Here is a 19,681-nt window from a genome sequence, read left to right on the forward strand (position 1 = left end):
TGGAGAATCGCCGGTCGTCTTCCCTCATCGCCTGGACTCGTTATGCCCGCACAACCCGATTTCGTTCCCTCGCGCCCACTCAATCCCTGGCTGGCCCTGGGCATTCCACTGCTGGTGGCGGTGGTGCTCGTCCTGCTCGAACTGACCGATCTCGACATGATGTTGGCCCGGATGGCGTTCGATCCAGCCGCTGGCCAGTTCATTGGCAGGCACAGCTACTTTTTAGAAGACATCCTGCATGACCGCGCCAAACAGCTCGTCATCCTTTTCGGCGTGCTGGCGATCGGTGGGTTTGCCGCCAGTTTTGCGCTTGAACGGCTAAAACCGGTGCGCCGGGAATTGGGCTGCCTGGTGCTGGCCATGGGTCTCTCGACGGCCTTCGTCACCCCGCTCAAAGCGGTGACCGCCGTGCAGTGCCCGTGGAGCCTGAGCCAGTTCGGCGGTAATGAAACCTACAGCAAGTTGCTTGAAGCACGGCCTGATACCGATAAACCTGGGCGTTGCTGGCCCGGCGGTCACGCGGCCACCGGTTTTACCCTGTTCGCGCTGTTCTTCGTCCTGCGTGATCGTCGACCGCGCCTCGCGAAAGTGGCGCTGGGCGTGGCCTTTGGCCTTGGCACACTGTTCTCCATCGGACGCATGCTGCAAGGGGCGCACTTCTTTTCGCACAACGTCTGGACTGCAGTGTTCTGCTGGCTGATCGCGCTAGGTTGTTACTACCTGGTGCTTTACCGTCGGCAAGTACCGGTCCGAACACACGATGTCGTGATACCGGCCAACTGAGTTATTACGACAGGTAAAAGCGCCGCGAACCCTGTGGGAGCCGGCTTGCCGGCGATAGCGCCCTCCTTTCGAAGATGCGCCAGTCCAGGTGCCGCCCGTAACTTCGCGACGTCAGGAGAAAGAACCAAAAAAAAGCCCCGCACTAGGCGGGGCTCTTTTGGGTGCAGCGGGTGAGGCTGGCTTACATCATGCCGCCCATGCCACCCATGCCGCCCATACCACCCATGTCAGGCATGCCGCCACCAGCACCAGCTTCAACTGGAGCGTCAGCGATCATGGCTTCGGTGGTGATCATCAGGCCGCCGATCGAAGCTGCGGCTTGCAGCGCCGAGCGAGTGACCTTGGCTGGGTCAAGGATGCCCATCTCGATCATGTCGCCGTATTCGCCGGTAGCAGCGTTGTAACCAAAGTTACCCGAACCCTGCTTGACCTTGTCGGCCACAACGCTTGGCTCGTCGCCGGCGTTGGCAGTGATCTGACGCAGCGGCGCTTCAACAGCGCGACGCAGCAGAGCGATACCGACGTTCTGGTCTTCGTTGTCGCCCTTGAGGTCGACAATGGCGGACAGAGCACGTACCAGGGCAACACCGCCGCCAGGTACCACGCCTTCTTCAACGGCTGCACGGGTAGCGTGCAGGGCGTCTTCAACGCGGGCTTTCTTCTCTTTCATTTCAACTTCGGTGCCGGCACCGACCTTGATCACGGCAACACCGCCAGCCAGTTTGGCCAGACGCTCTTGCAGCTTCTCACGGTCGTAGTCCGAAGAAGTCTCTTCGATCTGGGCGCGGATCTGCTTGACACGAGCCTGGATGTCGTCTTCAACGCCAGCACCGTCGATGATGGTGGTGTTTTCTTTCGACAGGGTGACGCGCTTGGCGTTGCCCAGGTGTTCCAGGGTAGCGGATTCCAGGCTCAGGCCGATTTCTTCGGAGATCACGGTGCCGCCGGTCAGGACAGCGATGTCCTGCAGCATGGCCTTGCGGCGGTCGCCGAAGCCAGGTGCCTTGACGGCAGCAACCTTGACGATGCCGCGCATGTTGTTGACTACCAGGGTAGCCAGCGCTTCGCCTTCGACGTCTTCAGCCACGATCAGCAGCGGACGGCCGGCTTTGGCAACGGATTCCAGAACGGGCAGCAGTTCGCGGATGTTGGAGACTTTTTTGTCCACCAGCAGCAGCAGCGGGCCTTCCAGCTCGGCAACCATGGTGTCCGGCTTGTTGATGAAGTACGGGGACAGGTAGCCACGGTCGAACTGCATGCCTTCGACGACGGACAGTTCGTTTTCCAGGCCCGAGCCTTCTTCAACGGTGATCACGCCTTCTTTACCGACCTTTTCCATGGCTTCGGCGATGATGTCACCGATGGAGTTGTCGGAGTTGGCGGAGATGGTGCCTACCTGGGCGATGGCCTTGGAATCGGCGCATGGCTTGGCCAGGTTTTTCAGCTCGGCGACGACAGCGGCGGTGGCCTTGTCGATACCGCGCTTCAGGTCCATCGGGTTCATGCCGGCAGCGACGGCTTTCAGGCCTTCGTTGACGATGGCTTGAGCCAGAACGGTAGCAGTGGTGGTGCCGTCACCGGCAGCATCGTTGGCCTTGGAAGCAACTTCCTTGACCAGCTGGGCGCCCATGTTCTCGAAGGCGTCTTTCAGCTCGATTTCCTTGGCGACGGAAACGCCGTCCTTGGTGATGGTCGGAGCGCCGAAGCTCTTGGCCAGAACCACGTTACGGCCTTTCGGGCCCAGGGTCGCTTTTACTGCGTCAGCCAGAACGTTGACACCAACCAGCATTTTCTTGCGGGCGGAATCGCCGAATTTTACTTCTTTAGCAGCCATGATCGTTTAATCCTTGAATACTTGGGAGTAACGGAAAACCAGCGGAATCAAGCTTCGATAACAGCGAGGATTTCGTTCTCGCTCATTACCAGCAGGTCTTCGCCGTCAACTTTCACAGTGTTGCTGCCCGAGTAAGGGCCGAAAACCACTTTGTCACCCACTTTCACGGCCAGCGCACGCACTTCACCGTTGTCCAGGATGCGACCGGTGCCGACGGCGACGATTTCGCCGCGGTTTGGCTTTTCAGCAGCCGAGCCTGGCAGAACGATACCGCCAGCGGTTTTCGATTCTTCTTCGCTGCGGCGGATAACGACGCGGTCATGCAGAGGACGAAGCTTCATTGTCGATCTCTCCTGATAGTGGTTTTCATCGGCCGGTATCAATACCGGCGGGTTGATGCTTCCGGCGTTGCCGGTCGTGACTCGCGGGGCGGGTCACGGTTGTCTTTGTCTGGTGCGGATGCCCAGAAACCTTGCGGTGACCCATACATAAGGTCGGCCAAGGCGATTACAAGGCTCACAAAGGAATTTTTTTGCTATGAGCCGGACGGAATGAAAAACGGCCCACTCGGGGCCGTTTCTTTTGCGCGCAGGCGTGAATCACTTGTCGCGGTGTTCGTATTCACCTTCGATCACGTTCGGCTCGCGCGGCACACGGCCTTGTGGACCGGGCCGGGCACCCTCGAACGGATCGTCGGCGAACGCCCGCTGGCGCATCGCCTGGGCTTCTGCACGGCTGCGCAGTTTGCTGACGAACAAGCGACGAACGAACGGCAGCATCAGGAGCAGGCCGACCACATCGGAGATGAACCCCGGGATCAACAGCAGGCCGCCGGCCAAAGCCAGCATCAGGCCATGAAACATGTCTTCGGCGGGCAACTCGCCGCGCTGCAGGCTTTCACGCGCACGCAACGCCGTGGCCAGCCCGGCCACGCGCACCACCAGCACACCCAGCGCAGAACCTGCGAAGATCAGCAGCAGCGCCGGGAAGAAGCCGATGGAGCTGCTCACCTTGAAAAAGACGTACAGCTCAAGGATCGGGAAAATCAGGAAAAGCAGTAGAAAAGCACGCATCGAGGGTTCCTCTGCGGAAGACATCCTTCCAATAAGACCTCAAATGGTAACTTCAGCTCGAAATTTCAAGCCTCGGCCTGCTGCACCTGTGGCCACTGCTCGGCGTGAGCCAGTGAAACCAAGGCTTCGCGCACTTGTGTCGGATTGTTGCAAGGCTCGGCAAAGGCCAGCCAGTGAAGGCCCTGACCGATGCGCAGGTGCATGCCCTCGCTGTCGATACCGGCCAACTGCGCAGGCACGGTGTCCGGCAAACCGCTCAGGGCAACGTAGTGGGCGATGGCGTTAGTGTGGTCGCTGTTCATGTGTTCGACCATGCTCAGTTCCGCCTTGCCGGCGAACGGATTGGCGAGCGTGACCTGATCGATCCAGTGAATGGCGCCGAAACCGCCGATATAGCGATGGCGCACCGGCTGCAGCACCCAGAAATCGAAATCGTGGGCACTGTGGTAATTACGGGATTCGGGGAAGTAGCGGTAATAGCGCTCGGCTGCGGCCTCGATGGCCTCCGGCTGTTCCAGCTTGTGCGCCTCGGCCAGCACGGTCAGGCGGCCTACCGCCTGCACGTCTTCAGCGCCGCGCTCACCCACCAGCAGCGAACACTTGGGATCTTTCTGCAGGTTGTGAGTGTGCTGGGCGATCCGGCTGATAAGGATCAGCGGATTGCCGTCAGCGTCCAGGCAATACGGGACCACGGAGCCGAAAGGAAAGCCGGGCATCGACTTGGAATGGGTCGAGAGCACCCCACGGTACTCTTTGAGCAGCAGTTCTCGGGCTTGCCTTGCAGCGTTGGCGCTCACGTCTGGACTCCTGGGTAAAACGGGCCGCCCGGCACGGGCGGTGATGGCGACAAGCTAATCATTATCACCGCGCAATGCCAAGGGGCCAGCTTGGTCGGGTTTACCAGGTCACGCCGAAGCCTGCGGTGTAGCGGGTCTTGTCCAGGTCGCTGTCATTGGTGCCGCTGATGATGTCTTTCTCGGCCTTGAGATTGAGCGATGCCCACTCGGTGACCTTGTAGCGCAGGCCCACTTCGGCATCCAGGCTGTAGTCGGCGACGCTGCCCAGCGGCTTGCCCACTTCGCCGTTGGTGAACACCTCGATGGTCTTGCCGATCAGGTAGCGGTTGTAATCCCACTTCACGCCCACGGAATAGAAGTTGTCCTTGCCGCCGTCGGAGTATTCGTAATCGGTGCGGTTGAGCAGCGAGCCGAGCGAGAAGGCGCCCAGTTCGTCATCCCAGAACTGGTAACCCGGACCAGTACCCACGGTGCGCTGGCGGGAGAGGTCTTCGATATGGTCGCGCTTGTAGTTGAGGCGGCCTTGCCAGAACCACTTGTCGGTGATGAAGCGGTCGAGTGCGTACTCGGCGCTCCAGTTGTTGGTGGTGGTGACGTCGTCCTTGCTGTCGCGGTTGTATTCGCCTTCGGCATTGTGCCGCCAGCGGCCGTGACGCGCGGTGGTCTTGAAGTCGACGTCGTAGTCGTCGGTGTTGGACTCGGCGCGTTTGTAATCCAGCGCCAGGTCGACATTGCCCTTCCAGACCAGGTCTTCGACCATCGGTTTGGGCTTCATGATCTGCTGGATGCTGGCCAGTTCCACGGTCTTCGGCGCCTCGCCGTTGGCCAGGATCACCTTGCCCGCATCGGCTGCTTGCAGCGACTTGGCGCGCTCACCGTTGTACTCGTCCTGCTTGACCAGCAGTTCCTGGTCACTTTCCAGGGTCTTGACCTGCTTCCAGTCCAGCGGGATCGAGCCACCATAAGGTGTTTCCAGCAACAGCTTGCCGCCGTCGAACACCTTGATCTTGCCGCTCAGGCGGTCACCGTTCTTCATCCAGACGGTATCGGCTACAGCCGGTGCGCAAACGCCGACCAATGCAAGGCACAACAAGGTTCTAGAATACATAGGCAATACGGACATTAAGGTTCGCTGAAAAAGTGGGGCATTATCCAGATGCTCAGCCCCCGAGCAAGGACAGACCCGACCAATGCCAATGAGTTCAATTCCCATGTGTTGTCGCCACCCCCACATCACGCGGGGTCGAAGCCGATGAAAGCCGCAGCCGACGTAACCCAGCAGCGCGCCGAAGACCGACGGACGGCGCTCTATATGGTGTTGGGCCAGGTACCAGAGGGCAAAGTCGTCAGTTATGGCGAGCTGGCTGATCTGGCGGGTCTGGGCCGCGCTGCACGTTGGGTCGGACGCACCCTGAGCCAGTTGCCCCCCGACACCCGCCTGCCCTGGCATCGGGTGCTGGGCGCCGGTGGTCGCTTGAGCCTGGCCCAGGGCACCCCCTCCGGGGATGAACAACGGGCGCGATTGCGCGCCGAAGGTGTCAGCCTGCGCAATAATCGCGTCGATATGTCGCGCCATGGCTGGCGTCCGATGGATCACAACAGTTAGAGTGCGCGCTTTGTGTTCGTAATCTTGAGGCAGATGTTGGCCCATGCCCCGTAAAACCTGGCGCGCTGCGCTTGCTGCCTATGCCAGCCCGTCGACCGTGGTGCTCCTGCTGCTCGGCTTCGCCGCCGGCCTGCCTTATATGCTGGTGTTCTCGACGCTGTCGGTCTGGTTACGCGAAGCCGGAGTCGCTCGCGAAACCATTGGCTACGCCAGCCTGATCGGCCTGGCCTACGCATTCAAATGGGTGTGGTCCCCGCTGCTCGACCAATGGCGCCTGCCATTGCTCGGCAAGCTGGGTCGACGCCGCTCCTGGCTGGTCCTGTCGCAGATACTGGTGGTGGTCGGCCTTGTCGGCATGGGCTTCTGCGATCCGCAAAAACACCTGTCCTGGTTGATCGCCCTCGCGGTGCTGGTGGCGTTCGCCTCGGCCACCCAGGACATAGCCGTCGACGCCTACCGCCTGGAAATCGCCGACGACCAGCGCCAGGCTGCCCTCGCCGCCAGCTACATGGCCGGCTACCGGGTCGCCGCCCTGCTCGCCACCGCCGGCGCGCTGTTCTTCGCCGAGTGGTTTGGCTCCACCGGCTTCAGCTACATGCACAAGGCCTGGACTGGCACCTACGTGCTGTTCGGCGTGATGATGCTGCCAGCGTTGCTCACCTCGCTGTTGATGCGTGAACCCCCGGTATCGCTGCGCACCCAGTTGCAGGCGGCCCGCTACGGCTTCAGCCATCAATTGATTTCGGTCTTCGTGCTGATCGTGCTGCTGGTGTCCGTGCCGGCCATGTTCACCCAGCTCTACAACACCGACTTCGCCAGCGTGCTGTTCGAAGGCGTCAGCCTGCTCGACCTGCTGCTGGAAGACCGCGCCTTCCTGCGCGCCATCCTCTACATCACCCTGACCTGCCTATGCCTCTCGGCCATGGGCCGCCGCGGCCTGGCGCCAGTGCTGACCCCGGTCAACGACTTCATCCAGCGCTATCGCTGGCAGGCCCTGCTGCTGCTCGGGCTGATCGCGACCTACCGGATGTCCGACACGGTGATGGGCGTGATGGCCAACGTGTTCTACATCGACCAGGGCTTCACCAAGGACCAGATCGCCAGCGTCAGCAAGATCTTCGGTTTGATCATGACCCTGGTCGGCGCCGGTTTCGGCGGGCTGCTGATCGTGCGCTTCGGCATCCTGCCGATCCTGTTCATCGGCGGCGCGGCCTCGGCGGCGACCAACATCCTGTTCCTGATGCTGGCCGACATGGGCCCCAACCTGCAGATGCTGGTGGTGACCATTTCCCTCGACAACTTCAGCTCGGGCCTGGCCACGTCGGCGTTCGTCGCCTACCTGTCGAGCCTGACCAACCTGAAGTTCTCCGCCACCCAATACGCACTGCTCAGCTCCATCATGCTGCTGCTGCCGCGTCTGATCGGTGGCTACTCAGGCGTGATGGTGGAGAAGTACGGCTATCACGACTTCTTCCTGATTACCGCGCTGCTGGGCGTACCGACGCTGATCCTGATCGCCCTGCACTGGCATCAGGAGCTGCGCCGCGGCAAGCAGGAGCCGGAGCAACCCGGCAATGGTCAGGTCGGCGAGCAGCAGCAGCCCTGAATCAGGGCTGCACCGCCAGCGTCCCGCGTCCTTCCCTCAGCACCACCCACAATGGCCACAGCGCCAGCACCCCTGACAGCCCCGCTGCCAGGGCGAATGCCAGCAGTCCGGCACCGGCCCCGAGCATCGCCATCAGCGCCCCGCCGAAACCGAGCAGGGCGATGGTGATCATCCCCAGCATGGCCGACACCAGTCCCTTGCTCTGTTCGCTGCTGAACAGGGTCATGCGGTACAGCACCGCATTGGCCACGCCCAGCCCCAACGCGTAGACGGACAGCCCGACCACCAGGCTCGGCACGCTCGGATAAATCCAGGTCGCCAGCACCGCCGCCAGCAGCCCCGCCAGGAACGGCCACAGCGCGCCGCGCACCAGGGTGGTCAGCGGATAGCGATCGGCGATCCGGTTGATGATCAGGTTGCCGAGGATCAGCCCGCCGAACACCGGCAGTTGCCACAGCGCGTACTGCATTGTGCTGAGGCCCTCGTCGTGGATCAGCAACACCGGCGACAAGCCGATCCAGCCAATCAGCGGCAGGCCGATCAGGCCCAGCGCCGCGCTGCCGGCGACGAAGCGTCGGTTACCGAGCAACTGGCCATAGCCGGCCAGGAGCGGCAACAGGTGAATGGGCTGGAACTCCAGGCGGGTGCCGTCGCGGCGCTCCACCCCCAGGGTTTCCGGCATGAAGCGGTACAGGGCGAACCAGGCCAGTACGGCAGCGCCGCCAAACAGCACGAACAGCCAGCGCCAGGACACCCACTCCAGCATCAGCGTGCCCACCAACGGCCCCAGCAACGGCGACAACAGGGCGATGTTCGCCAGCAACGCCATCATCCGTACCGCGTCGGCTTCGCTGAACGCTTCGTTCAAGGCCGGATAGCTGACGGTGACCACGAAGCCCAGGCCAATGCCCTGCAACAGGCGCAGCAGGTTGAACACTTCGATACCGTCGACCCAGAAGGTCGCCAGGCACGCGAGGCAGAAGAACGCGCAACCGCCCAACAGCAACGGACGTCGGCCATAGCGGTCGGCCAGCGGGCCGATCAGCCATTGCAACAGCACGCCGCCGAGCAGGTACAGGTTCAGCGCATGGGGGATGAATTCGGGACTGGCCTGCAGGTCTGTCACCACCTGCGGCATGGCCGGCATCACCACGTCACTGGCGAGGTAGGTGAGGAGTTCGAACAGCGCCAGGGTCATGGCGAAGCAGAAGGCCCTGAACGGGGTGATCTTGAGAAGCGGTGTCATGATTCGGCCAGCATTGGATATCAGACCGGCCTGTATGCCAGAAAAGCCCGGACGCCGGTAGCGAGAAGAGGTGAATAAGTGTAATGCCCGGCCACAAACGACATCGCCGGCACATGCCCCGGAGAGGCCTGTGCCGGCGATGGCTGCAACGGCTGCGTTTACTGAGCGGCGGTTTCCTGAACCACGCGGATCACGCGCTGCGGAAAGGGAATGTCGATACCCTCGCTTTTCAGACGATCACGCGCACGCTCGTTGAGCATGAACATCACGTCCCAGTAATCACCGGTGTTGACCCAGACGCGCAGGGAAACGGTGATGGCGCTGTCGCCCAGGGTCGCGACCACCGCTTGCGGCGCCGGATCCGCGTGCACCCGCGGGTCATTCTTGGCCAGGTCGAGCAGGACGTTGCGGGCCTTCTGCAGGTCCGCTTCGTAGTCGACGCCGACATCGAACACCACCTTGCGGGTCGGCTGGCGGTTGTAGTTGGTGATGATGCCGTTGGACAGGTTGCCGTTGGGCACGATCACCGTCTTGTTGTCGCCCGTACGCAGCACGGTGTGGAAGATCTGGATGCTGTCGACGGTACCGCTGACACCCTGCGCCTCGATCCAGTCGCCCAGGCGGAACGGACGGAACAGCAGAATCAGCACACCGCCTGCGAAGTTCGCCAGGCTGCCTTGCAGGGCCAGGCCGATAGCCAGACCCGCGGCACCGATGGCTGCCACGAAGGACGTGGTCTCCACGCCGATCATCGAGGCGACGCTGATGAACAGCAGCACCTTGAGGATGATATTGGCCAAGGTGCTGATGAAGCCTTGCAGGGCAGGATCGCCGTTACGCAACGCGACCAGACGGCCCAGCTTGGCGGTGAGCTTGTTGACCAGCCACCAGCCCACTGCAAGCGTGATCAGCGCCAGCAGCACGCGGCTGCCGTATTCCATGATCAACGGAATCCAGGCCTGCGAAGTCCTGACCAGTTGATCGACCTCAGCATTCAAATCCATTCTGTTCTCCTAGCCGTGCGGCAAAAATCTGAAAATATCGCGCCGCAAACGTTTCAGCGCTACAGGAACCTCGGACGCCATCAAAACGCCAAGGTTCCCGCCAGGCGGGCTGTCAGTCGCGGAAATTGTTGAACTGCAGCGGCATGCCGAACTCTTTGGCACGCAGGGCCGCGATGGCTTCCTGCAGGTCGTCGCGCTTCTTGCCGGTCACGCGGATCTGCTCGCCCTGGATGGCGGCCTGGACCTTGAGCTTGGCGTCCTTGATATGCGCAACGATCTTCTTCGCCAGTTCTTTATCGATGCCCTCTTTGAACACCGCGTCCTGCTTGGTCACCTTGCCCGATGCATAGGCGTCTTTGATTTCCAGGCATTGCACGTCGATCTTGCGCTTGACCAGGGCCATGCGCAGGATTTCGACCATCGCCTCGAGCTGGAAATCTGCTTCGGCGGTCAGGGTGACGGTCTGGTCCTTTTCCTTGAACTCGAAGCTGCCCTTGCCCTTGAGGTCGTAGCGGCGATCCAGTTCCTTGACGGCGTTTTCCACGGCGTTGGTGACTTCGTGCTTGTCCAGTTCCGATACCACGTCGAACGACGGCATATCTTTCTCCAAAAAATAAAGGCGCGCTGGCGCCCCTGTGAGGGGAGCGCGATGGAGCGCACCGGGTTTGACGGTTAAAATGCGGGCTCATTATAAACGCTTGGGAAACGCTGATGAGCAGCACCTGGCATATTCTCGGCGCCGGCAGCCTCGGCAGCCTCTGGGCCTGCCGCCTGGCGCGGGCGGGCAAACCGGTCCGGCTGATTCTGCGCGACGCACAACGGCTGCACGCCTACGAGGCGACAGGCGGCCTGACGCTGGTCGAGCAAGGACAACCGCGGACCTTCCCCATCCCAGCGGAAATCACCACCGCCCCCGGGCCGATCAGCCGGCTGCTGGTGGCCTGCAAGGCCTACGACGCGGAAAAGGCCGTCGCCAGCATCGCCCATCGTCTGACGGCGGATGCCGAAATCATCCTGCTGCAAAACGGCCTGGGCAGCCAGGACGAAGTCGCCGCCCGCGTGCCGCTGGCCCGCTGCATCTTTGCATCCAGCACCGAAGGCGCCTTTCGCGAGCACGACTGGCAGGTGAATTTTGCCGGGCATGGCTTCAACTGGTTGGGCGATCCGGCCAACCCGCCGCCGCCAGACTGGCTTGATGACCTGAGCGACGCTGGCATCCCCCATCAGTGGACGCCCGATATCCTCACCCGCCTGTGGCGCAAGCTGGCGCTCAATTGCGCGATCAACCCACTTACCGTGCTCCACGATTGCCGCAACGGTGGCCTGACCGACCACCACTGCGAGGTCGCGACGCTGTGCGCGGAGCTGGCCGAGCTGTTGCAGGTCTGCGGTCAGCCGCAGGCTGCCGAAAATCTGGCCACGGAAGTCGAACGGGTCATCCAGGCCACCGCCGCCAACTACTCTTCGATGTACCAGGACGTTCGAAACCGGCGCCGCACCGAGATCCACTACCTGCTCGGCCACGCCTGCCGCACCGCCACCCGCCACGGACACACCCTGGCGCACCTGGAACGGCTCTACCGGCGCCTGGTCGAACACCTGAACAACCACGGATTGCCCAGCGACTGAGGGCAGCGTTACCCTGCCCTTCCCACCACAGGACCACGCCTTCCCCATGCCCTTGCGCGAACGCCTGGAAAACCTGCCGGTCGGCCAGAAACTGCTGGCCGCCCTGCTGGTGCTGCTGATCACCATCCTGCTGGTGGCCAACCTTACCTTTATCAGCGCCGCCTACTGGATATCCCAGGAAGCCATGGCGCCACAGGCCCTGCAAACGATCGGCCGACTGGTCTCCACTCCGCAGATCGCCCAACAGGCCACCGACTCTCCCGAAGCCGCCAACAAACTGCTGCAGGAGCTCGACACCTACTCGCCGCTGCGCGCCGCCGCCCTGTACGGTTCCGATGGCAAGCTGCTCGCGCAGTTGCAGCACGGCGAGCCGATCGCCCTGCCCAAGCGCTACCGCAATATCGAAGGCTGGCGCCTGACCGAATTCCGCAGCACCCAACTGGTCAGCCTGGGCCGCCCCGGCAGCCCGCCGGGGCACTTGTTGCTGGTGGCCAGCAGCGAACTGCCGATGGCCTTCTACACCGGCACCCTCACCGCCAGCCTGGGCATCCTCGTCTTCAGCGTGCTGCTGTGGATGATCATCGCCCGGCAGATCAAGCGCCTGATCACCCAGCCGATCTACCAACTCGAACAGCTCTCGCGCCAGGTGACCCGGGAAGAGAACTACGCCCTGCGCGCCAGCCCCGGCAACCACGATGAAATCGGCAGCCTGGCCGAGGCGTTCAACACCATGCTGTCGCGCATTGAAGCACGCGAGCAGCAACTCAAGCGCGCCCGCGACGAGTTCCAGCATGCCTTCGACCAGGCGCAAGGGCTGGCCGAGGAAACCCGTCACACCAACCGCAAGCTGGAGCTGGAAGTCCAGGTGCGCGGCAAGATCGAACGCAAGCTCACCGGCTTCCAGAACTACCTCAACAGCATCATCGACTCCATGCCCTCGGCGCTGATCGCCCTCGATGAACAGCTCTACGTCACCCAGTGGAACCAGGAGGCCAGCGCCCTTTCCGGAACGCCGCTGGATGAAGCCCTGAACCAGCCGATCTTCCTCGCCTTCGAACCGCTCAAGCCGTTCCTGCCGCAGCTCAAGGAGAGCGTCGAGAAGCATCGGGTGGCGAAGATCGAGCGCGTGACCTGGACCAAAGACGACGACGCCCGCCACTACGCCCTGACCTTCTATCCACTGATGGGTGGCGGCGGCCGTGGCGTGGTGATCCGTATCGATGACATCACCCAGCGCCTGTCGCTGGAGGAAATGATGGTGCAGTCGGAAAAAATGCTCTCGGTCGGCGGCCTCGCGGCGGGCATGGCCCACGAAATCAACAACCCGTTGGGCGCCATCCTGCACAACGTGCAGAACATTCGCCGGCGCCTGTCCCCCGATCTGCCGAAGAACCTCGAACAGGCCAACGAGACCGGGATCGACCTGGCCACCGTCAACCGTTACCTGGAAGGCCGCCAGGTGCCGCAACTGCTCGACGGCATCCAGCAGGCCGGAGCCCGCGCGGCGAAGATCGTGACCCACATGCTCAGCTTCAGCCGGCGCAGCAACCGGCAATTGGCGCCCTGCGACCTGCCGGCGCTGATCGACCAGGCCGTGGAAATCGCCGGCAACGACTTCGACCTGACCATCGGTTTCGACTTCAAGGGCCAGGCCATCGTCCGCCAGTTCGACCCCGACCTCGGCCCGGTGCCCGGCACCGCCAACGAACTGGAACAGGTGCTGCTCAACCTGCTGAAGAACGCCGCCCAGGCCATTCACCTGCGCGAAGACGACCGCGAACCCGGACGGATCACCCTGCGCACCCGGCTCAACCCGCCGTGGGCGGAAATCCAGGTCGAGGACAACGGCGTCGGCATGCCCGAAGCGGTGCGCAAACGCACCTTCGAACCGTTCTTCACCACCAAGGAAATCGGCCAGGGCACGGGCCTCGGCCTGTCGGTGTCGTATTTCATCATCACCAACAACCACAAGGGCCAGATGGAAGTGCAGTCGGCGCCGGGCCAAGGCACCTGCTTCACCCTGCGCCTGCCGCTGGCCGCCAGCCTCGCGCCGCTCCCGGCGCCCAACAAACTGGAGTCATGAACCATGGGCTTTCGCCTGTCGAAGATCTACACCCGTACCGGCGACAAGGGCGAAACCGGCCTCGGTGACGGCCGCCGCGTGCCCAAGGACCATCCGCGCATCGAAGCTATCGGCGAAGTCGATACGCTGAACAGTCAGCTGGGATTGCTGCTGGCTGGCCTGGCAGAACAGGGGCTGGAGGAAGTGATCGAGGTGCTGGCGTCCTGTCAGCATCGCTTGTTCGACCTTGGTGGCGAATTGGCGATGCCCAGCTATCAGGCGCTGAACGCCGTTGAAGTGGAGCGGCTGGAAGCAGCCATTGATCGCTGGAACGAAGAGCTGGGTCCGCTGGAGAACTTCATCCTGCCCGGCGGTTCGGCGCTGGTGGCCCAGGCCCATGTCTGCCGCAGTCTGGCCCGCAGCGCCGAGCGGCGCTGCCAGCAGCTCAACGCGATCGAGCCGCTGGCGGGTGTCGGGCTGGCTTACATCAATCGGCTGTCGGATCTGCTGTTCGTCGCGGCACGCCTGATCGGGCGGCGCCAGGGTATCGGCGAAGTGCTGTGGCAGGCCTCGGCGAAACCCTGAGCCAGGCCACATCGCGAGCAAGCTCGCGCCTACGGTTGCACCGATTGCCGGGACACTGGACCGTCGCGAAGGGCTGCAAAGCAGCCCCAATGGATTCGACTCAGACCTCGGGCCAGAACGCCCGGATCCCCGCCACACCTTGTGCACCAACTCGCCAGGCGCGCTCGCGCTCGGCGGCGCCCACGCCGCCCAGCAGGAACACCGGCCGGTTGAAGCCTTCGATCAGTTGCTGTGCTGCATCCCAACCCAATGGCTGTGCCTCTGGATGAGTCTGGGTGGCCTGCACCGGTGACAAGGTGACGAAATCCACGCCCATCTGCTCAGCCAGGGCCAGTTCTTCGGCGTTATGGCAGGACGCAGCCAGCCAGCGCTCCTTGGGGAACGGTCGGCCATTGGCGGCGTACTTGCGCAGTTGCTCGGAAGTCAGGTGCCAGCCGGCCGACGGGAAATCGCCCAGCCATTCCAGGGGTCCCTTGAGCATCAATTGCGCCTTGCCCGCACAGAGTCCAGCCGCATCCACCGCAACATCGCGGTACTTGGGGTCGTACATGTTCGGCGCACGCAGTTGCACCAGCTTGATCCCGCCGGCGATGGCTTTCTGGATACCGCGCAGCATATGCGGGACTTCCAGGTCATCCGGCGTGATCAGGTACTCACTAGGCAAACGCGCAGCGGCGACGATCGGCCGGTTGGCTTCGGGGAATTCGTACTGCGCCAGGTCCTTCGGCGACACCCAGGCCAGCGGCTGGCCTTCGGCGCCATGGGGTTCACCCGTGAAACCGCTGACGTCCCAGACATCCAGCAAGATCTGTTTATCCGGGTAGTCATGCTTGATCTTGATCAGTGGCCGCGCTGCGGTCACTTCGATGCCCAGCTCTTCGCGCAGTTCGCGCGCCAGGGCCGCATCCACGGTTTCGCCGTCTTCAACCTTGCCTCCGGGGAACTCCCAGAGACCGCCTTGATGCTGGGTCTTGTCGCGACGGGCGATGAGGATTTGCCCGTCCGCACCGCGGATGACCGCGGCTGCTACATGAATTCGTTTCAACGTTCACTCTCCGCCAGAAATCCACACTTGGGTACATAACCCGAACCGGCAAGCCCGCCCGCGGTTGGCGGGCTTGCCGGAGACGCGTGTTCGATCAGGTCCGGTATTCGGCGTTGATCTTCACGTACTCGTGAGAAAGGTCGGTGGTCCAGATGGTTTCACTGCAATCACCACGGCCCAGCTCGATACGGATGGTGATCTCTTCCTGAGCCATGACCGCGGAGCCCTGGTCTTCGGTGTAGGTCGCGCTGCGGCCGCCTTTGCTGGCGATGCAGACGCTACCCAGGTACACGTCGATCAGGCTGACGTCGAGGTTCGGCACGCCGGCACGACCAACGGCCGCCAGGATGCGGCCCCAGTTCGGGTCGGAGGCGAACAGTGCGGTCTTGATCAGCGGCGAGTGGGCAACGGCGTAGCCGACGTCCAGGCACTCCTGATGATTGCCACCACCGTTGACCTCAACGGTCACGAACTTGGTCGCGCCTTCGCCGTCACGGACGATGGCCTGGGCCACTTCCATGCAGACTTCGAACACGGCCTTTTTCAGGGCTTCGAACAGCGGGCCGCTGGCTTCAGTGACTTCGGCGACATCGGCCTTGCCGGTGGCGATCAGCATGCAGCAGTCGTTGGTCGAGGTGTCGCCATCGATGGTGATGCGGTTGAACGACTTGTTGGCGCCGTCCAGCATCAGGTCTTTCAGTACCGCCGGCGCAACTTTGGCGTCGGTGGCGATGTAGCCGAGCATGGTGGCCATGTTCGGACGGATCATCCCGGCGCCTTTGCTGATGCCAGTCACGGTGATGGTCACACCCTCGTGCTGGAACTGGCGGCTGGCGCCCTTGGGCAGGGTGTCGGTGGTCATGATGCCAGTGGCGGCTTCAGCCCAGTGGTTTTCGGACAGGTTGTCCAGAGCGGCCTGCAGCGCGCCTTCGATCTTCTCGACCGGCAGCGGCTCACCGATCACGCCGGTGGAGAACGGCAGCACGGCGCTGGCGTCGACGCCAGTCAGCTCAGCCAGCTTGGCGCAGGTGCGCTCGGCAGCGGCCAGGCCGGGTGCGCCGGTACCGGCGTTGGCGTTACCGGTGTTGGTCAGCAGGTAGCGTACGGTGCCTTGCACGCGCTGCTTGGCCAGGATCACCGGTGCAGCGCAGAACGCGTTCAGGGTGAAAACGCCAGCGACGCTGGAGCCTTCGGCACAGCGCATCACCACCACATCCTTGCGCCCAGGACGCTTGATGCCCGCCGAGGCGATACCGAGTTCGAAACCGGGGACCGGGTGCAACGTTGGCAAAGGACCAAGACCAACAGCCATGAAAGCGCTCCTAGAACATTGAGATGCCGCCGTTGATCGACGGCGCTTGAGATGGAACAACGCCGCGACGGGTCAGGCCTGTCGCGGCGTGGTGTTCATGTTTCAGCGTGACACTGGCGGGTCAGATCAGTCGATCTGACCATGGCAGTGCTTGAACTTCTTGCCCGAACCACACCAGCACGGCTCATTGCGGCCCAGTTTGATGTCGTTGCGTACCGGCGCAGCGGCAACGGCGACTTCGGCACCGTCTTCCTGCAACTCAGCAGCTTCCAGGCCAGGCGCGGCGGCATGCTGGAACTGCATGCGCTGGGCCAGTTCTTCGGCTTCGCGGCGCAGACGGGCTTCTTCTTCGATCGGATCCTCGCGGCGAACCTGGACATGGGACAGAACGCGGATGGTGTCGCGCTTGATCGAGTCCAGCAGTTCCTGGAACAGGGTGAACGACTCGCGCTTGTACTCCTGTTTCGGGTTCTTCTGAGCGTAGCCACGCAGGTGAATGCCGTGTCGCAGGTGGTCCATCATCGACAGGTGGTCTTTCCACAGGTCGTCGAGGACGCGCAGCAGGATCTGCTTCTCGAAGGTACGCAGGGCTTCGGCACCGGCGCTGTCTTCTTTCTCGTTGTAGGCGGTCAGCAGCTCGTTCAGCAGCTTCTCGCGCAGGGTTTCTTCGTACAGGTGATCGTCTTCGTCGAGCCACTGCTGGATCGGCAACTTCACGCCGAAGTCGCTGGCCAGGGCCGCTTCCAGACCGGTCACATCCCACTGCTCGGGCAGCGATTGTGGCGGAATGTGCTGGCTGATGGTCGCGTCGAGGGCTTCCTGACGGAACTCGGCGATGGTGTCGCCAACGTTCTCGGCGGCCAGCAGGCTGTTGCGCATGTGGTAGATCACTTTGCGCTGCTCGTTGGCCACGTCGTCGAATTCGAGCAGTTGTTTGCGGATGTCGAAGTTGCGACCCTCGACCTTGCGCTGCGCCTTCTCGATGGCGTTGGTCACCATGCGGTGTTCGATCGCCTCGCCGGACTGCATGCCCAGGGCTTTCATGAAGTTCTTCACCCGGTCAGAGGCGAAGATGCGCATCAGGCTGTCTTCCAGCGACAGGTAGAAGCGGCTGGAGCCCGGGTCGCCCTGACGACCGGAACGACCACGCAACTGGTTGTCGATACGGCGGGATTCATGGCGCTCGGAAGCGATCACGTGCAGGCCACCGGACTCGATCACCTGCTGGTGGCGCTTCTGCCAGTCAGCCTTGATCTGGGCGATCTGCTCAGGGGTCGGGTTTTCCATGGAAGCCACTTCGACTTCCCAGTTGCCGCCCAGCAGGATGTCGGTACCGCGACCGGCCATGTTGGTGGCGATGGTCAGCGCACCCGGACGACCGGCCTGGGCAATGATCTCGGCTTCTTTTTCGTGGTACTTGGCGTTGAGGACCTTGTGATCGATACCCTCTTTCTTGAGCAGGTTGGACATGTGCTCGGAGGTTTCGATGGTCGCAGTACCAACCAGGACAGGACGGCCGGAAGCCATGCTTTCCTTGATGTCGGTGATGATCGCCGCGTACTTCTCCTCGGCGGTCAGGTACACCAGGTCGTTGAAGTCTTTACGCGCCAATGGCTTGTTCGGCGGAATCACCATCACGTTCAGCGCGTAGATCTGGGCGAACTCGAACGCCTCGGTGTCAGCGGTACCGGTCATGCCGGACAGCTTGTTGTACAGGCGGAAGTAGTTCTGGAAGGTGGTCGACGCCAAGGTCTGGCTTTCGGCCTGGATGTTCAGGTTTTCCTTGGCTTCGATGGCCTGGTGCAGGCCTTCGGACAGACGACGACCCGGCATGGTACGGCCGGTGTGTTCGTCGATCAGCAGAACCTGACCGTCCTGGACGATGTACTCGACGTTGCGGTGGAACAGCTTGTGCGCACGCAGACCAGCATAGACGTGGGTCAGCAGGCCCAGGTTGTGCGCGGAATACAGGCTCTCGCCCTCGGCCAGCAGGCCGACCTGGGTGAGCATCTCTTCGATGAACTGGTGACCGGCTTCGTTGAGTTCGACCTGACGAGTCTTCTCGTCAACCTTGAAGTGACCTTCCTGGGTGACTTCGCCTTCGACTTCTTCGATGTGCTGCTTCAGGCGCGGGATCAGCTTGTTGATCTCGATGTAGAGCTTGGAGCTGTCTTCAGCCTGACCGGAAATGATCAGCGGGGTACGGGCTTCGTCGATCAGGATGGAGTCGACTTCGTCGATCACGGCGAAATTCAGCTCGCGCTGGAATTTCTCTTCCATGCTGAACGCCATGTTGTCGCGCAGGTAGTCGAAACCGAATTCGTTGTTGGTGCCGTAGGTGATGTCGGCAGCGTAGGCAATACGCTTCTCTTCCGGCGGCTGGAACGGTGTGACGACACCGACGGTCAGGCCGAGGAATTCATACAGAGGACGCATCCAGTTGGCGTCGCGGCGGGCCAGGTAGTCGTTGACCGTGACCACGTGCACGCCCTTGCCGGACAGTGCGTTGAGGTATACGCCCAGGGTTGCCACCAGGGTCTTGCCCTCACCGGTGCGCATTTCCGCGATCATGCCTTCGTGCAAGGTCATGCCGCCGATCAACTGCACATCGAAGTGACGCATGCCCATGATCCGCTTGCCCGCTTCACGCGTGACGGCGAAGGCTTCAGGCAGGAGCTGGTCGAGGGTCTCGCCTTTGGCCAGGCGCTCTTTGAACTCGGCGGTCTTGGCCCGCAACTGTTCATCAGAGAGGGCCACCATCTGCTCTTCGAAGGCATTGACGATCTGTACCGTCTTGAGCATGCGTTTGACTTCACGCTCGTTCTTGCTTCCAAAAAGTTTTTTTAACAAAGGCGCAAACATATCGGCAGGATCTTCCACACATAGGGATGGAGGGCGGCCCCGTGAGTCGCCCGTGCAGCCCTTATTGGCCGCATGCGAACGAGCATTCTACCCGGAAACGATGGTGAGGAAAGTGGTGGAATTCCACGATGCTGGCACAGCGCTTTGACGGGGCTTTTTTACAATAAGGGCTTTTTCGCCAACTTCAACCCGTCAGCAGCAAGATTGCTGCCAATCGCATCCGTCCGGTGTGCCGCG

At 62.3% G+C, this 19,681-nt stretch carries 17 protein-coding genes; 6 read left to right on the forward strand and 11 right to left on the reverse strand.

The genetic code is table 11. The features are described from left to right. Positions 1 to 42 precede the first annotated feature (42 nt). Positions 43 to 783 (forward strand): phosphatase PAP2 family protein, encoded by a 741-nt coding sequence (locus NTD88_RS19190; protein ID WP_262154497.1) that lies wholly within the window; start codon positions 43 to 45, stop codon positions 781 to 783. 181 nt (positions 784 to 964) lie between these two features. Here NTD88_RS19190 and groL read toward each other — a convergent pair whose 3' ends face one another. The 5 genes from groL to NTD88_RS19215 all read right to left on the reverse strand — a co-directional run bounded on the left by groL (position 965) and on the right by NTD88_RS19215 (position 5,595). Then, on the reverse strand, positions 965 to 2,617 hold the full coding sequence (gene groL / locus NTD88_RS19195) for a chaperonin GroEL (RefSeq protein WP_095154714.1): 1,653 nt from the start codon (positions 2,615 to 2,617) through the stop codon (positions 965 to 967). Between the two features lie 47 nt (positions 2,618 to 2,664). Next, positions 2,665 to 2,958: a co-chaperone GroES gene (locus NTD88_RS19200; RefSeq protein ID WP_095154713.1), complete on the reverse strand. Its 294-nt coding sequence runs from the start codon at positions 2,956 to 2,958 to the stop codon at positions 2,665 to 2,667. A 258-nt stretch (positions 2,959 to 3,216) separates the two neighbouring features. Beyond that, on the reverse strand, positions 3,217 to 3,690 hold the full coding sequence (locus NTD88_RS19205; RefSeq protein WP_095154712.1) for an FxsA family protein: 474 nt from the start codon (positions 3,688 to 3,690) through the stop codon (positions 3,217 to 3,219). A gap of 65 nt (positions 3,691 to 3,755) precedes the next feature. Next, positions 3,756 to 4,487 (reverse strand): HugZ family protein, encoded by a 732-nt coding sequence (locus NTD88_RS19210; protein ID WP_095154710.1) that lies wholly within the window; start codon positions 4,485 to 4,487, stop codon positions 3,756 to 3,758. A 100-nt stretch (positions 4,488 to 4,587) separates the two neighbouring features. Continuing rightward, a complete protein-coding gene (locus tag NTD88_RS19215; protein WP_262128300.1) occupies positions 4,588 to 5,595 on the reverse strand; it encodes a DUF481 domain-containing protein in 1,008 nt (335 codons plus the stop codon). A gap of 144 nt (positions 5,596 to 5,739) precedes the next feature. Here NTD88_RS19215 and NTD88_RS19220 point away from each other — a divergent pair, with 144 nt between their 5' ends. Further along, positions 5,740 to 6,093, forward strand: a complete 354-nt coding sequence (locus tag NTD88_RS19220; RefSeq protein WP_262154498.1) for an MGMT family protein — start codon at positions 5,740 to 5,742, stop codon at positions 6,091 to 6,093. 43 nt (positions 6,094 to 6,136) lie between these two features. Beyond that, on the forward strand, positions 6,137 to 7,699 hold the full coding sequence (locus tag NTD88_RS19225; RefSeq protein ID WP_095154703.1) for an AmpG family muropeptide MFS transporter: 1,563 nt from the start codon (positions 6,137 to 6,139) through the stop codon (positions 7,697 to 7,699). A 1-nt stretch (position 7,700) separates the two neighbouring features. Here the strand turns inward: NTD88_RS19225 and NTD88_RS19230 are convergent, their stop codons facing one another. The 3 genes from NTD88_RS19230 to NTD88_RS19240 all read right to left on the reverse strand — a co-directional run bounded on the left by NTD88_RS19230 (position 7,701) and on the right by NTD88_RS19240 (position 10,547). Next, a complete protein-coding gene (locus NTD88_RS19230; RefSeq protein WP_095154701.1) occupies positions 7,701 to 8,945 on the reverse strand; it encodes an MFS transporter in 1,245 nt (414 codons plus the stop codon). Positions 8,946 to 9,103: 158 nt separating this feature from the next. Next, positions 9,104 to 9,949: a mechanosensitive ion channel family protein gene (locus NTD88_RS19235; protein ID WP_095154699.1), complete on the reverse strand. Its 846-nt coding sequence runs from the start codon at positions 9,947 to 9,949 to the stop codon at positions 9,104 to 9,106. A gap of 112 nt (positions 9,950 to 10,061) precedes the next feature. Beyond that, positions 10,062 to 10,547 carry a YajQ family cyclic di-GMP-binding protein gene (locus NTD88_RS19240; RefSeq protein ID WP_262128205.1) on the reverse strand — a complete coding sequence of 162 codons (486 nt, stop codon included), beginning with the start codon at positions 10,545 to 10,547 and terminating at the stop codon, positions 10,062 to 10,064. Between the two features lie 113 nt (positions 10,548 to 10,660). Here NTD88_RS19240 and NTD88_RS19245 point away from each other — a divergent pair, with 113 nt between their 5' ends. The 3 genes from NTD88_RS19245 to NTD88_RS19255 are packed head-to-tail and all read left to right on the forward strand — an operon-like array spanning position 10,661 to position 14,225. Beyond that, a complete protein-coding gene (locus tag NTD88_RS19245) occupies positions 10,661 to 11,578 on the forward strand; it encodes a putative 2-dehydropantoate 2-reductase (protein ID WP_095154693.1) in 918 nt (305 codons plus the stop codon). A 46-nt stretch (positions 11,579 to 11,624) separates the two neighbouring features. After that, on the forward strand, positions 11,625 to 13,661 hold the full coding sequence (locus NTD88_RS19250; RefSeq protein WP_095154692.1) for an ATP-binding protein: 2,037 nt from the start codon (positions 11,625 to 11,627) through the stop codon (positions 13,659 to 13,661). A 3-nt stretch (positions 13,662 to 13,664) separates the two neighbouring features. Continuing rightward, on the forward strand, positions 13,665 to 14,225 hold the full coding sequence (locus NTD88_RS19255; protein WP_262128203.1) for a cob(I)yrinic acid a,c-diamide adenosyltransferase: 561 nt from the start codon (positions 13,665 to 13,667) through the stop codon (positions 14,223 to 14,225). A 100-nt stretch (positions 14,226 to 14,325) separates the two neighbouring features. Here the strand turns inward: NTD88_RS19255 and NTD88_RS19260 are convergent, their stop codons facing one another. The 3 genes from NTD88_RS19260 to secA form a co-directional block, all read right to left on the reverse strand. Next, entirely contained in the window at positions 14,326 to 15,270 is a 945-nt protein-coding gene (locus NTD88_RS19260) for a Nudix family hydrolase (protein WP_262154499.1), read from the reverse strand. Positions 15,271 to 15,364: 94 nt separating this feature from the next. Further along, positions 15,365 to 16,582 (reverse strand): bifunctional glutamate N-acetyltransferase/amino-acid acetyltransferase ArgJ, encoded by a 1,218-nt coding sequence (argJ, locus tag NTD88_RS19265; RefSeq protein WP_262128201.1) that lies wholly within the window; start codon positions 16,580 to 16,582, stop codon positions 15,365 to 15,367. A 126-nt stretch (positions 16,583 to 16,708) separates the two neighbouring features. Further along, entirely contained in the window at positions 16,709 to 19,444 is a 2,736-nt protein-coding gene (gene secA, locus NTD88_RS19270; protein WP_095154683.1) for a preprotein translocase subunit SecA, read from the reverse strand. Between the last annotated feature and the right edge of the window lie 237 nt (positions 19,445 to 19,681).

The sequence above is a fragment of the Pseudomonas sp. 20P_3.2_Bac5 genome, from assembly GCF_025466035.1.
Taxonomy (GTDB): domain Bacteria; phylum Pseudomonadota; class Gammaproteobacteria; order Pseudomonadales; family Pseudomonadaceae; genus Aquipseudomonas.

Bases quoted from the DNA above. Each gene is read 5' to 3' on its own strand.
- NTD88_RS19190 (WP_262154497.1), top strand. From the start codon at position 43: ATGCCCGCACAACCCGATTTCGTTCCCTCGCGCCCACTCAATCCCTGG.
- groL (WP_095154714.1), bottom strand. From the start codon at position 2,617: ATGGCTGCTAAAGAAGTAAAATTCGGCGATTCCGCCCGCAAGAAAATG.
- NTD88_RS19200 (WP_095154713.1), bottom strand. From the start codon at position 2,958: ATGAAGCTTCGTCCTCTGCATGACCGCGTCGTTATCCGCCGCAGCGAA.
- NTD88_RS19205 (WP_095154712.1), bottom strand. From the start codon at position 3,690: ATGCGTGCTTTTCTACTGCTTTTCCTGATTTTCCCGATCCTTGAGCTG.
- NTD88_RS19215 (WP_262128300.1), bottom strand. From the start codon at position 5,595: ATGTATTCTAGAACCTTGTTGTGCCTTGCATTGGTCGGCGTTTGCGCA.
- NTD88_RS19220 (WP_262154498.1), top strand. From the start codon at position 5,740: ATGAAAGCCGCAGCCGACGTAACCCAGCAGCGCGCCGAAGACCGACGG.
- NTD88_RS19225 (WP_095154703.1), top strand. From the start codon at position 6,137: ATGCCCCGTAAAACCTGGCGCGCTGCGCTTGCTGCCTATGCCAGCCCG.
- NTD88_RS19230 (WP_095154701.1), bottom strand. From the start codon at position 8,945: ATGACACCGCTTCTCAAGATCACCCCGTTCAGGGCCTTCTGCTTCGCC.
- NTD88_RS19235 (WP_095154699.1), bottom strand. From the start codon at position 9,949: ATGGATTTGAATGCTGAGGTCGATCAACTGGTCAGGACTTCGCAGGCC.
- NTD88_RS19240 (WP_262128205.1), bottom strand. From the start codon at position 10,547: ATGCCGTCGTTCGACGTGGTATCGGAACTGGACAAGCACGAAGTCACC.
- NTD88_RS19245 (WP_095154693.1), top strand. From the start codon at position 10,661: ATGAGCAGCACCTGGCATATTCTCGGCGCCGGCAGCCTCGGCAGCCTC.
- NTD88_RS19250 (WP_095154692.1), top strand. From the start codon at position 11,625: ATGCCCTTGCGCGAACGCCTGGAAAACCTGCCGGTCGGCCAGAAACTG.
- NTD88_RS19255 (WP_262128203.1), top strand. From the start codon at position 13,665: ATGGGCTTTCGCCTGTCGAAGATCTACACCCGTACCGGCGACAAGGGC.
- argJ (WP_262128201.1), bottom strand. From the start codon at position 16,582: ATGGCTGTTGGTCTTGGTCCTTTGCCAACGTTGCACCCGGTCCCCGGT.
- secA (WP_095154683.1), bottom strand. From the start codon at position 19,444: ATGTTTGCGCCTTTGTTAAAAAAACTTTTTGGAAGCAAGAACGAGCGT.